The following is a 13,636-nucleotide window of genomic DNA, read 5'->3' as shown; positions in this document are numbered from 1 at the left end:
CGTTAGTTGATTACTGTTTTCGGTTATTTTTGTCCCTACTCAAAGAAAGAACAAGAAAGGCATATGCATTTCCAACTTAGTGAAGAGCATTTAATGATCCAAAAGGCGGCGAGGGATTTCGCCCAGAACCAATGTTTGCCGGGAGTGATTGAACGTGATGAAAAGCAGATTTTTCCACGTGAACAAATCACCCAACTGGCAGAACTGGGCTTTATGGGAATGATGGTTGATCCCAAATACGGAGGTGCTGGGATGGATACCATCAGTTATGTACTAGCCATGGAAGAGATCAGTAAAGTTGATGCAAGCGTGAGTGTGTGCATGAGTGTGAATAACAGCCTTGTTTGCTGGGGACTGGAAACCTATGGTACAGAAGAGCAGAAGCAACAATACCTGGTGCCACTGGCACAGGGAAAGAAGGATGGTGAACTTTATATCGGAGCATTTTTGCTGAGTGAGCCTGAAGCGGGCAGTGACGCCACTTCACAAAGCACCACAGCTGAGGATAAAGGGGATTACTATCTACTGAACGGTACCAAAAACTGGATTACCAACGGTTCTTCAGCTTCTGTTTACCTGGTGATAGCACAAACGGATGTTGCCAAAGGTTCACATGGCATCAACGCATTTATTGTCGAAAAGAATACTCCTGGTATTACAGTGGGAGCAAAGGAAAATAAGATGGGCATCCGCGGAAGTGATACCCACAGTATCTCTTTCACTGATGTGAAAGTGCCGAAAGCAAACCGGATCGGTGAAGATGGCTTCGGTTTCAAATTTGCGATGAAAACCCTTGCGGGTGGCCGGATTGGTATTGCATCACAGGCATTGGGCATTGCCAGCGGGGCATATGAACTGGCGCTTGCCTATTCCAAACAGCGTAAGGCTTTTGGTAAAGAGATCATGCACCACCAGGCCATTCAGTTTAAACTGGCTGATATGGCTACAAAGGTGGAAGCTGCCAGGTTATTGTGCCTGAAATCTGCCTGGGAAAAGGATAACCACATGGACTATACCATTAGTGGGTCAATGGCCAAGGTATATGCCTCGGAAGCCGCCATGTGGATAGCCACTGAAGCAGTTCAGGTTCATGGAGGTTACGGTTATGTAAAAGAATATCATGTAGAAAGGCTGATGCGTGATGCCAAGATCACCCAGATTTACGAAGGTACTTCTGAGATCCAGCGTGTTGTGATAAGCCGCTCTATTCTAAAGTAGGTTTGGTTTTGCTTGCTTGAGCGCCTCTTCGAAAGAAGGGCGCTTTTTTTTTGTGAATGGTGAATGGTGAGTGGTGAATGGATGTAAATTGCCTTATGGCGATTGATCTGGAAAAATACACTGAGTTGAATAAACTCTGCAGCGACAGGGGAATTACCCTTGTGGCTGTCAGTAAAACCAAGCCGGTGGAGGATATCCTTGCTTTATACCAGGCAGGGCAACGTGATTTTGGCGAGAACTATGTGCAGGAACTGGTAGATAAACAGGCGCTGCTTCCGGCAGATATCCGCTGGCATTTTATAGGACACCTGCAGTCAAACAAGGTAAAATACATAGCGCCGTTTGTTCACCTGGTTCATGGGGTGGACAGCCTCAGGCTCCTGCAGGAGATTAATAAGCAGGCCATCAAAAACAACCGGGTGATCAATTGCCTGCTGCAGGTTCATATTGCCCGTGAGGAAACCAAATTCGGGATGGATGAGTCCGAACTTGACCAGGCGATCCGGTCTGTACTGGAACACCCGGAAAACTTTAGCGGAGTCTCGATCTGTGGCCTTATGGGCATGGCATCCTTCAGTGAAGACATGAACCTGGTGCGCTCAGAATTCAGGTACCTGAAATCCCTTTTTGACCGGCATACCCAGCCTCAAACTTCAAACATCAGTTTTCATATTTTAAGTTGCGGGATGAGCAGTGATTACCATGTTGCACTGGAAGAAGGAAGTAATCTTATCCGTGTCGGAAGCCTCTTATTTGGCACACGCAGCTGATGGCCAGGGAAAAGTTTTCAAAAGGTAGTAAATTCGCCTTTTCAAAGGAAGAACGTTATGAGTGAACACAAGCAGGAAGAAGAGAAAAGCCTCAATTTTATAGAAGAAATCATTGAAGCAGACCTGGCAGCAGGTAAATACCAGCAGATCGTTACCAGGTTTCCGCCTGAGCCTAACGGTTACCTGCACATCGGTCATGCATCCAGCATAGTATTAAATTTCGGATTAACACAGAAATATCCGGGATATACCAATCTCCGTTTTGACGATACCAACCCGGTTACGGAAGAAACGGAATATGTGGACAGTATTAAGGATGATATCCGCTGGCTTGGGTTTACCTGGAAAAATGAATTGTTTGCATCTGATTATTTTGGAAAACTCTATGAGTTTGCCATCATCCTCATTAAAAAAGGACTGGCTTATGTGGATGATTCCACATCAGAAGAGATCGCAGCCATGAAAGGTACACCTACACATCCTGGTTCAAACAGTCCTTTCCGCGATCGCAGTGCAGAGGAAAACCTGGACCTTTTCCGGCGAATGAAGGAAGGCGAGTTTCCGGATGGCAGCCGCACACTGCGCGCGAAAGTGGATATGGCAAGCCCGAATATGATCATGCGGGACCCGATCCTCTACCGGATCAAACATGCCCATCATCACCGCACTGGTAATGAATGGTGCATTTATCCCATGTATGATTTCGCGCATGGGCAAAGTGATTCCATTGAAAACATTACCCACTCACTTTGCACGATGGAGTTTGTTCCGCACCGGGAACTCTATGACTGGCTCATAAAACAGCTGGAGATATTTCCCTCCCATCAATATGAATTCGCCCGCCGTAACCTCAATTATACGGTGACGAGTAAACGAAAATTACTGCAACTCGTAAATGAGCAGCACGTTGTGGGTTGGGACGATCCTCGTATGCCTACCATCAGCGGATTACGGCGCAGGGGATATACACCGGCCAGCATCCGGGATTTCTGTGAACGTATAGGCATTGCCAAAAGGGAAAATCTGATCGATGTTTCCCTCCTGGAATTCTGCGTTCGCGAGGACCTTAATAAGGTTGCATCCCGCCGAATGGTGGTATTTGATCCCCTTAAAATTGTACTGACCAATTACCCGGAAGGGCAGGAGGAAATGCTGAAAAGTGAGGATAATCCTGAAGCAGATCCGGTTCAATACCGTGAAGTGCCATTCAGCAGGGAGTTGTATATCGAAGCGGATGATTTCATGGAAAACCCGCCGAAGAAGTTTTTCCGCCTGGCGCCCGGCCAGATGGTCCGCCTGAAGAGCGCCTATATCATCCGGTGTGATGAGGTGGTTAAAGATGCCGATGGAAAAATAACAGCGCTTCATTGTACCTATATCCCTGAAAGCAAAAGTGGTTCTGATACTTCCGGCATCAACGTGAAGGGCACCCTGCACTGGGTTAGTATCAAACATGCGGTAAGTGCTGAAGTGCGGCTTTATGATCGCTTGTTCAGGGTGGAGGACCCATCAAACGAAGAAGGGGATTTCAAGGATTATATCAACCCCGATTCCTTGCATGTAATTAGCAGGGTATATGCCGAACCGGCTTTATTGCAGTCGGGATCCGGCGATCGGTACCAGTTCCTGCGTAAGGGGTATTTCTGCCTGGATAAGGACAGCAGCGCCAATAATCTGGTCTTTAATCGTACGGTAACCCTGAAGGATGCGTGGGCAAAAGAGCAGAAGAAAAATTAAACAGGAAGAAGTTAATAACTATAATAAAAAGACCAGCCGAATAGTGCTGGTCTTTTTACGTGCTGGCATTTATGGTCAGAATCCTTTTTTTGCTCCGCCAACGGATTTCATTTTCTGGTGCAGGGTTCCATAATCAAACACCAGGTTGCAGAATGCTTTTACGCCGACATCCAGCTGGCTGTCATCGATGTAAAAGTCGGGAGTATGATGGCCGGGCGCTTTTGCCGGATCGGTGCCTTTCGGCATACCGCCCAGGTTAAAGAACAGGGCAGGAGCTTTCTCCCCGAAGAAGGAAAAATCTTCCGCGCCGGTAGTCCACGTGGTCGTACTTACATTTTGTTTCCCGGCCGCTTTTTCCAGCGAAGGTGCCATCATAGCGGTTAGGGAGGAGTCATTGTAGGTTACCAGGGTTTTGGTATCTATCTCCACCTCCGCAACGGCTCCGGATGCTTCCGCGATTTTTTGTGCGGTCTTACGGACACGGTCATGAACATCTTTCTGCATATTAGCGTCAAGGGTCCGGATAGTGCCTTCCAGCATCGCTTCTTCCGGAATGATATTGCTTCTTACTCCACTATGGAATTTACCCACTGTAATCACTACGGGCGCTTTAACGATGTTTTCCTGGCGGCTTACGATTGTCTGCAGGCCGTTGATGATCTGGGTGCCCACAACGATGGGGTCAATACTTCCCCAGGGTGCTGAACCGTGGGCCTGCTTCCCCTTTATTTTAATCGTGAACCAATCGGATGATGCCATGAAGGGACCGGCTTTGTATTTGATGGTACCGGACTCTGTCTGGGAAGAAATATGTAAACCAAAAACGGCATCTACTTTAGGGTTTTCCATAACACCCTCTTTTACCATCAGCGGAGCACCGCCTTCTTCCTCACCGGGAGGCCCCTCTTCTGCAGGCTGGAAAATGAATTTTACAGTTCCCTGGAGATCCTTTTTCATGGCAGCCAGCACTTCTGCAGTGCCCATCAGAATGGCCACATGACTGTCGTGACCACAGGCATGCATAACCGGAACTGTTTGCCCGAGGTATTCAGCTTTCACGGTTGATTTGAATGGTACATTTACCCTTTCTTCAACAGGCAATCCGTCCATGTCGGCACGCAAAGCCACCACCGGACCGGGTTTTCCGCCTTTCAACAGACCAACGACCCCTGTTAAGGCAACTTTTTCCTGCACCTCAATTCCCAGGGAGCGCAGGTGTGCTGCGATGTATTCCATGGTTTTGGTTTCGCGGTTGCCCAGTTCAGGATTCTGGTGGATATGCCTTCGCCATTCGATGACTTTTGGTAGTACGGCTTTGGCCTTGGCCTCGATGGCTGCTGTAAGTGGGCTCTGTGCCAGGCTTATAAGCGGCCCCGATACCAGCAAGGTAAATAGCAGGGGTAGTCGAAGTTTCATTTGCTTAAAATTATCCAGTCAATTTAACTAAATTATTTGTGTTCCCCGAAAACGCTTCTTAATTCATCGGCAATTTCGCCCAGGGTACATTTCTGTTCGACAGCTTCAATTACACTGGGCATGATGTTTTCACCGCTGGCGGCTTTGTCGTTAAGATCCTGTAGTACCCGGTCAATAATCGCCGGATCGCGCCTGCTCTTCAGTGATGCCAGTTTCTGGCTTTGTACCTGGCGAATGGAATCATCTATGCGGAAGACAGGAATTTTATCTGCACTGTTTACCTGGAACCTGTTAACACCAACAATAATCTTTTCTTCCGTTTCGATCTGGCGCTGGTATTGGTAGGCACTTCGGGCGATTTCTTCCTGCATGAATCCTTCCTCCAATGCACTTACACTTCCGCCCATGGCATCTGTTTTGGCTATCAGTTCCCAGGCATGCTGTTCCAGTTCCGAAGTCAGGGCTTCGATGAAATAGGAACCTGCAAGCGGATCAACCGTATCGGTTACCCCGCTTTCAAATGCAACAATCTGTTGTGTTCGGAGGGCGATGCGTGCCGCTTCTTCCGTCGGAAGGCTAAGCGCTTCATCGTATCCGTTCGTATGGAGTGATTGTGTTCCTCCGAGTACGGCAGCAAGGGTCTGGATGGTCACCCTGCTGATATTATTCAATGGTTGCTGAGCTGTTAATGTGCTTCCTCCTGTTTGGGTGTGAAAGCGGAGCATCATTGCTTTTGGATCTGTTGCTCCCAATGATTTCATGATGCTTGCCCACATTCTTCTGGCAGCCCTGAATTTTGCAATTTCCTCAAATAGATTGTTGTGGGCGTTGAAGAAAAAAGACAATCTTTTTCCGAATACGTTGATGTCGAGTCCCCGTTCAAGGGCCGCCTGCACATAAGCTTTACCGTTACTGAGTGTGAAAGCTACTTCCTGCACTGCAGTTGATCCTGCCTCACGGATATGGTAACCCGAAATTGAGATAGTGTTCCATTTCGGCAATGAACCACTGCACCACTCGAAAATATCAGTGATGATGCGCATGGATGGCTTTGGAGGGTATATATAGGTGCCCCTCGCAGCATATTCCTTTAGAATGTCATTCTGGATGGTGCCGCTGATTTTTTTAAGGTCGGCACCCTGTTGTTTGGCCAGCGCAGTATAGAAAGCCAGCAGGATAAAGCCTGTTGCATTGATGGTCATGGAAGTGCTGACATCTTCAAGTTTGATTCCCTTGAAGAGGGTTTCCATGTCCTCGATGCTGTCGATGGCAACACCAACTTTACCCACTTCACCTTCTGCCAGCGGGTGGTCACTGTCATAACCGATCTGGGTGGGAAGGTCAAATGCCACACTGAGTCCCATCACGCCCTGCGACAGGAGGTAATGGTATCTTTTATTGCTTTCTTCGGCAGTACTGAACCCTGCATACTGGCGCATGGTCCAGGGTTTACCCCTGTACATATCCGGCTGTACTCCCCGGGTAAAGGGGAATTGTCCGGGTGATTCATTGCCACTAAGATCCGCAGGGAGATCGGTTGAATGGTAAACTGTCTTGATTTCAATACCACTGTCTGTCTGGATCTTTTTTTCTGGCATAAGGATCATTTTGTCAGGCCATCAGTTTCCTTGCTTCGTAACTCAGCGCTTCCTGCACCATTGTATGCATGGAGCCCTGCGGCTGGTTCATGATGAACTCGATGACTTTTTTATTTAATTCCACACCGCTGATATCTTCGGGCAGTATGGATGCAATCTGGTTGATGATATGGATATTCTGTTCCTTCAGGTTCCGGATGGCTTCCCATGCTTCATTGCTGACATAAATCTGTTGCGACAGGTTATAGTCGAATTCCTGCCGGATGGTTTGGGTGAGCAGCTGCTGCATAGACCTTTTATCAAGTCCGGGTTCATTGCTCCTGCTGATGAGGTTGGGAAGCGCTATCCTTTCGGCCAGTATTACCAACCTTTCATAAGCCTGCAACCTTAATTGCTTTGAGTGGGCCAGTTCCTGCGAACCGGGGGCAGCAGGTGCTTCGGGCAGGGTCTTTTTGTCTTTGTTGTAAAAATAGATATACAATCCGGCTATTACTGCAATAAGCCCGACTGCGATAAAGATCATGGTTGAAGTATCCATTACTGTACTGATTGAGCAGCAAATTTAAAGGCTGCACATTCTTAACAAATTTTTTCTCGGCGATTTCATGCCTTTAATTCACCCGTCGGGTGCCACCCGACGGGTGAGGGCGGTTCTGGTGAACCCTTTTGATGCCTAAATGTTATTTTTGCACAAAATCAGCATTCATGGAAACATTAATACAGCCGCCGGTAAGTTTTACGGCCGGTGCCATAAGAGAGATCAGCAGGCTCAGGATGGAGCCCGGCTTTGATGCCGGCAAGTTCCTGAGGGTTGGAGTGAAGGGTGGCGGATGTTCAGGCCTGTCCTACGTACTTGGCTTTGATGAGACCGCGGAAACCGACGAATATTTTGAAATTGAAGGTATTCCCTGCATCATGAATAAATCCCATGGAATTTACCTGGCTGGTATGGAAATAGACTGGCAGGACGGACTCAATGCCCGGGGATTTACATTTACCAACCCCAATGCAAGCAAGACTTGCGGATGCGGAACTTCTTTCGCAGTGTAAATTATAAGTTGTTATTCCGCATTGTTGTAATCCCGGAAAGCGGAATGTCAGCTTCAAACCAGAAACAAAAAACCCCGCAATCGCGGGGTTTTTTGTTTTTATCCTTTCACAGTTGCCGGAGCCGGCGTTGTTTCTGTTTTTTCCAAAACTTCTTCTGAACCGTGTAAAGGTTTGTTTTTGGCGAAATCCACCAGGATCGGCGCCGCAACGAACACGGAAGAATATACACCGGTAATTACACCGATCAGCATTGCAAAAGCAAATCCCTTGGTCACTTCTCCGCCAACGATGAAAAGAGTGAGAACGGTAAGGAATACTGTTACAGATGTCATGACGGTTCTGCTCAGTGTATCATTGATGGACTTATTGATGATCTGTGTACGGGTAGCACCTTTCATCATATGACTATTCTCCCTGATCCGGTCAAACACAATCACCGTATCGTTTGTAGAGAAACCAATCACCGTCAGGATCGCCGCAATGAAGTGCTGGTCGATTTCCAGGGAGAAAGGAACGATATTCTTGAAGAATGAGAACACGATCAATGTTACCAATACATCATGGAATAGAGCCACAATGGTTCCCAGTGAGAACCTCCAGTCGCGGAAGCGGATGAAGATATACAGGAATATTCCAAGCAGTGACCATACAGTGGCCCATGTTGCACCAATTTTCAGGTCATCTGAAATGGTGGCATCAACCCTTTTAGAACCCTGTACAAACCTGGTATCGAAATCTGCTGCAGAAGTATTTGCCGGCAGGAATCCTTTCAGTCCTTCGAACAGTTTATTCTGAACCTGCAGGTCAACTTCCTGGCCTGATTGCTCGATCAGGTAATCTGTAGTGATATCCAACTGGTTGGCTCCACCATAGGTTTTAATGATCGGGGCTTTTCCGAAAGTCTTATCAAGTGCATCCCTGATGCCTTCAATATTTGCAGGCTGATCAAACTTAACGATGTAACTGCGGCCACCGCTGAATTCAACACCCTGGTTGTAACCGTTGAAGAAAGTGCCGATTCCAAGTAACACAACAACTGCTGAAATCATGTAAGTTATCTTACGGTATTTCACGTAATCGAACTTCACGTTCTTGAAGAGGTTGCGGCTAACAGAAGTGAAGTAATTGAAATGACGGTTCTTTTTGGTCCAGAAATCGGTGATCATCCTTGACACCAGAATACCACAGAACAGGGAGAGCAACAGACCAAGAATCTGGGTGGTTGCAAAACCTAATACAGGGCCCAATCCAAAGTAGAACAAGATGATTGCGGTGAGCAAAGAGGTCAGGTGACCATCCAGTACGGGTGCCAGTGACCTTGAATAGCCATCCTGAACAGCCTGCTGGTAAGATTTGCCGCGGTTCAATTCATCCTTGATCCTTTCAAAGATCACCACATTACTGTCAACGGCCATGCCGATGGTCAGTACCAGGCCGGCAATACCCGGCGCAGTAAGGGTTGCATTCAGTGCGCTCAATACACCTACAGTAAACAGCAGGTTGAGGACCAGTGCAATATTGGCAATCCATCCCGCTGTATTATAATACAACAACATCAGGATGAAGATCAATGCAAATGAAATGGCGAATGACATGGTACCACCCTTGATGGCTTCCTTTCCCAGTGTTGGTCCTACAACCTGCTCCTGAACAATCTTAGCAGGTGCATCCAGTTTACCGCTCTTCAGGATATTGGAAAGATCCTGTCCTTCCTGAACAGTGAAGGAACCTGAAATCTGGGAGTTACCGCCTGTGATCGCTTCGTTCACATTCGGTGCAGAATAAACGATGTCATCCAGAACGATAGCAATGGCACGGCCGACGTTGTCACCGGTCATTTTTGCCCAGATTTTTTCACCCTGCTTGCTCATGGTCATATTCACCGTAACCTGGTTGGTAACGGGGTTGAAGTCCTGGTATGCATCAGTGATATTTTCACCTTCCAGTTTGGCTTTTTCAGAACCAGGTACGGTCTTGATGCCATAAATGGGAACGAAATCAAGAATTTTTCCATCCTTGTCTTTCTCTGCCATACCATACAGGAATTTCACATCACCCGGCATATTGCCTGCAACGGCAGGATTGGCAAGATAGCTGGATACCAGCGATGTGTCTTTTGTGGCAACAAAACCGAGGTAAGGTGCATATTCCGGACGGCCATCCTTATTGGCATCCTGGGGCAGACTGAACTGAATAACACTCAACAGCGGGTTGGCGTTTGCAGCTGCCGATGGTGTCTGTGCAGCCGCTTTGGAAGTGTCGCCACCTTTCAGTACGTCTGCCAATGATTTATTTGCAGTGTCTGCAGCGGCAGCTGTGGCTGCTTTTGCAGTAGTATCCACAGCGGGGGTAACCGGCGCAGAGTCACCTTTCAGGGTAATAGCAAGCGCCTTGTCAGCGGCTTCCAGGCTCCTGTCGAGTTCTGCAATATTGTACACCTCATAAAACTGCAGGTTGGCAGTAGACTGCAGGTACTTACGAACCCTTTCAGGATCGCTGGCCCCTGCCAGTTCAACAGTGATGATACCCTTGTTTTCATCAAGGCTGATATTCGGTTGTGCCACACCGAATTTATCAATACGCTTGGTCAATACATCGTAAGTCTGTTTCATGGCAGCAGTGGCCTGCTCACGGATATAATTCACCACCGACTCATCGCTTGCATCCACCTTCAGTTTATTGCGGGTACTGTTTGCAAAGAGTGGAGCCATTTTGGTTCCTGCATTCAGGTCCTTGAAAGACTGCGCAAACAGGGTAATAAAATCAGCATCAGATTTAACCTTGCGTTTAGTGGCTTCTTCGATGGCTTTTTTCAGGTTGGGATCATTGGGGTTGTTGCTCAATCCTTTGATCAGGCCATCCAGGGCCACATCCATGGTAACGTTGATACCACCCTGCAGATCGAGACCGAGCAATAACTCGCTCTCCTTTGCTTTCTGGTAGGAATGTCCCCACCAGGTGATCTTCTGATCACGTGTGCTGTCCTGCAGTCTTCTTACACGGCTCTTCTTGATTTCGTCCAGGCTATCCTGATAGGCAACCTGTAGGTCTTTGCTACCGGGATACTTTTGTTCAGGGGTAGGGTAGTTTTTCACATACCGCATTGCCTTTTCTTCAATACCCTTTTCGTGTTTGTTCACAAACCAGGTGAAGGAAAGCTGGTACAAGGAAATCAGAATTAGGATAGCAGCAAAAATGCTTACCAGACTTCTCATTGCAATACTTGTTTCGTTTTATGTTATTTTTTAAAGAGTGGCAAATATAGGATTTCGGCTGATATATTGACAGGGTGTGAGTTTTCTGCAGGCGCACCAGCCGAAAATTAGCTGACATTGACCGGAAAACCATCCCGGATGCTGGAATTGAACGGATTTTAATGGTAATTAGCTTTTTTGTTCTCCCGGCATCCACAGTCGGGCTGACGATGGCCATAATCAGGCTGGATAAGTTTAATGAACCGGCAGTGCCACCATCGGAATAGAATCAGCCAATGATTCCCGGGGCGGCTAAAAAGGGGAGCCCAGGGCATAGGCGGACATATCCGGTAACCAAAATGCCCGGCAAGCACCCCTAACCTCACTGTAAAAGATTATTGGACCATAAAATCACCGCTTTTTGGGATAATTATGTGAAGTTTATCTGTTATGGCAGCGATAAAAAGTCAGAAATTGCACCCGACAATTTCCCCAGTATCAATAAAATTGGAAATGCCTGGTATTTCCTGACCGGTATGGCCTGGGCAGTTTATAAATTCGAACCGGGCCCTGGCGGCACCCGAAGTCAAATCCAGCTGAATTCTGTATCCAGTGGTAAAAATGATAATATGATATGAAGAAATATTTTAACGGGGGGATGGCATTATTACTTGGCGCAATTATGCTTTCGTCCTGCCTGAAACAAAAGGATGAAACAGGTGATGGCCCAAAGACAGGAATCGCCATCATCAATGCGGCCCTGGACAGTGAACCATTAACGCTTTTGCTGGATGGGCAAGGACTGAATGAACAGGGAATCGTTTTTGGTGCTGCCGGCGGTACTCCAGCCGATGCTTACCTGGCTGCCAGACCTGGAGTAAGGGCCACTGCCTGGCAAAGCGGCTCAGTAATACCTGCTGAACAAAAATTCTTACACTGGAAGGCCGGAGGCTATTATACGCTGATACATTTTGATACAGCATTGAATGGCCAGTCGCCCTGGATGATTGTTGAAGACAAGCCTGAACCGGTTGATACCATTGCCAAAGCCCGGTTCATCAATTGCGTGGCAGGGATGGATTCAATCAGTATCTGGCTGGTTAACCCTGAAGATACCGTTCAGCTGGCCCAGCGGCAGCCCTACATTGGGAGAACCGGTTCGGCGAGTGAATCTTTTGGCGTGAAGGTAAATCCGGGAAACTGGCGCTATGAGATGTTTTCCGCAAATGGCAGCTTGCTGGCGGAGGGGAATCTTGATTTAACCGGCAGGGGCTTATACTCCTTCATAGCCACCGGGGAAACCGGGGGAGTGGGAGTGAAGGCACCTGGCATATTATTCCTGGCACACCAGGTAAAATAAAAATTGATGCTGGCCGGAAAACCTCATTTCGTTAATTTTACAGATTGTCAAGCATTCGATTATAGAACCAACCAATTTTAAACACGAAATGTCATTATCATCGCGATTACAGCGTTTCAGCGAACCGGAAACGCTCCGGATGGCCAAGATGGGCCGTGAACTGCGTGCAAAAGGATTTGATGTCATCGACCTGAGCCTTGGAGAACCCGACTTCGATACGCCGGAACACATCAAGGTCGCTGCCAAAGTTGCTGTTGATGAAAACTGGAGCCATTATGCACCAGTAGCCGGTTATCCAGAACTGAGGGAAGCAGTTTGTACCAAATTAAAAAGAGATAATAACCTGGATTATAAACCGGAGAATATTCTGGTTTCAACCGGTGCCAAGCAGAGTATCGCCAACCTCATCATGGCGCTTATTGATAATGGGGATGAGGTAATCATTCCGACTCCATACTGGGTTTCCTATTCCGAGATTGTAAAGATGTCTGAAGGTGTGCCCGTAATGATCAGGACCAAAGCTGAAGCCGGCTACAAGGTAAGTGCCGCGGAAGTGGAAGCTGCCATCACGCCGAATACAAAACTGTTCATGTTTTCATCTCCCTGTAATCCTACAGGCGCGGTATACAGCAGGGACGAATTGGCCGCACTGGCTGAAGTTTTCCGCAAGCATCCGCAGGTGTATATCATGAGTGATGAAATCTATGAATACATCAATTATAGCGGTAAGCATGAAAGCATCGCCCAGTTTGAGGATATCAAAGACAGGGTGATCATCATCAACGGTCTCAGCAAAGGTTTTGCTATGACGGGTTACCGTTTGGGTTATATCGCGGGAGCACCTGAAATCGTGAAGGCCTGTGAAAAGATCCAGGGACAGATAACCAGTGGTGCGAATGCGGTTACACAGCGTGCTGCCATTACTGCACTGACCACCGACCTGGCACCCAGCAAGGCGATGGTGAAGGAGTTTGAGCAGCGTAAAAAAGTAATGATGAAATTACTGGCGGAATTACCCGGAGTAACCTGCATTGAGCCCGACGGTGCATTCTACGTATTTCCGGATGTATCCTGCTATTTCGGAAAATCCGACGGAACAACTACGGTGAATAATTCAGATGAGCTTTGTTTTTACATCCTGGAAAATGCCCATGTCACAACAGTTACAGGTAAGGCATTTGGTGAAGACAAATGCATCAGGATCGCCTATACCAACAGTCTGCCTAAGATTGAAGAGGGGATGAAAAGGATCAAAGAAGCGTTGGCAAAACTGAAATAATTACTGATGTGGGG

10 protein-coding genes are annotated in these 13,636 nt (G+C 47.4%); 6 read left to right on the top strand and 4 right to left on the bottom strand.

All coding sequences use genetic code 11. The features are described from left to right. The first annotated feature begins 63 nt into the window (after positions 1-63). The 3 genes from BC349_RS03280 to BC349_RS03270 all read left to right on the top strand — a co-directional run bounded on the left by BC349_RS03280 (position 64) and on the right by BC349_RS03270 (position 3,725). The gene (locus BC349_RS03280) at positions 64-1,218 is read left to right on the top strand and encodes an acyl-CoA dehydrogenase (RefSeq protein WP_187255306.1); all 1,155 of its coding nucleotides are present in this window, start codon (positions 64-66) and stop codon (positions 1,216-1,218) included. 95 nt (positions 1,219-1,313) lie between these two features. After that, positions 1,314-1,988 (top strand): YggS family pyridoxal phosphate-dependent enzyme, encoded by a 675-nt coding sequence (locus BC349_RS03275; protein WP_187255305.1) that lies wholly within the window; start codon positions 1,314-1,316, stop codon positions 1,986-1,988. Positions 1,989-2,045: 57 nt separating this feature from the next. Further along, the gene (locus tag BC349_RS03270; protein ID WP_187255304.1) at positions 2,046-3,725 is read left to right on the top strand and encodes a glutamine--tRNA ligase/YqeY domain fusion protein; all 1,680 of its coding nucleotides are present in this window, start codon (positions 2,046-2,048) and stop codon (positions 3,723-3,725) included. A 75-nt stretch (positions 3,726-3,800) separates the two neighbouring features. Here the strand turns inward: BC349_RS03270 and BC349_RS03265 are convergent, their stop codons facing one another. Genes BC349_RS03265 through BC349_RS03255 form a run of 3 tightly spaced genes read right to left on the bottom strand, consistent with a single transcriptional unit; the run spans position 3,801 to position 7,277 of the window. Then, a complete protein-coding gene (locus tag BC349_RS03265) occupies positions 3,801-5,141 on the bottom strand; it encodes an amidohydrolase (protein WP_187255303.1) in 1,341 nt (446 codons plus the stop codon). Positions 5,142-5,173: 32 nt separating this feature from the next. Beyond that, positions 5,174-6,739: an acyl-CoA mutase large subunit family protein gene (locus BC349_RS03260; protein WP_187255302.1), complete on the bottom strand. Its 1,566-nt coding sequence runs from the start codon at positions 6,737-6,739 to the stop codon at positions 5,174-5,176. Positions 6,740-6,752: 13 nt separating this feature from the next. After that, positions 6,753-7,277, bottom strand: a complete 525-nt coding sequence (locus BC349_RS03255; protein WP_187255301.1) for a DUF7935 family protein — start codon at positions 7,275-7,277, stop codon at positions 6,753-6,755. A 167-nt stretch (positions 7,278-7,444) separates the two neighbouring features. Between BC349_RS03255 and BC349_RS03250 the strand changes: the two genes are divergently transcribed. Further along, entirely contained in the window at positions 7,445-7,789 is a 345-nt protein-coding gene (locus BC349_RS03250; protein WP_187255300.1) for a HesB/IscA family protein, read from the top strand. A 98-nt stretch (positions 7,790-7,887) separates the two neighbouring features. Here the strand turns inward: BC349_RS03250 and secDF are convergent, their stop codons facing one another. Next, entirely contained in the window at positions 7,888-11,004 is a 3,117-nt protein-coding gene (gene secDF, locus BC349_RS03245; protein ID WP_187255299.1) for a protein translocase subunit SecDF, read from the bottom strand. A 613-nt stretch (positions 11,005-11,617) separates the two neighbouring features. Between secDF and BC349_RS03240 the strand changes: the two genes are divergently transcribed. Together BC349_RS03240 and BC349_RS03235 are read left to right on the top strand one after the other, a co-directional pair. Beyond that, on the top strand, positions 11,618-12,343 hold the full coding sequence (locus BC349_RS03240; protein ID WP_187255298.1) for a DUF4397 domain-containing protein: 726 nt from the start codon (positions 11,618-11,620) through the stop codon (positions 12,341-12,343). Positions 12,344-12,431: 88 nt separating this feature from the next. Further along, positions 12,432-13,622 (top strand): pyridoxal phosphate-dependent aminotransferase, encoded by a 1,191-nt coding sequence (locus tag BC349_RS03235; protein ID WP_187255297.1) that lies wholly within the window; start codon positions 12,432-12,434, stop codon positions 13,620-13,622. The last annotated feature ends 14 nt before the right edge of the window (positions 13,623-13,636 follow it).

The organism is Flavihumibacter stibioxidans, from assembly GCF_014332695.1.
Classification (GTDB): Bacteria; Bacteroidota; Bacteroidia; order Chitinophagales; family Chitinophagaceae; genus Flavihumibacter; species Flavihumibacter stibioxidans.
Note: the sequence above shows the minus strand (reverse complement) of the source record. Positions and strands in the feature narration are given on the sequence as shown.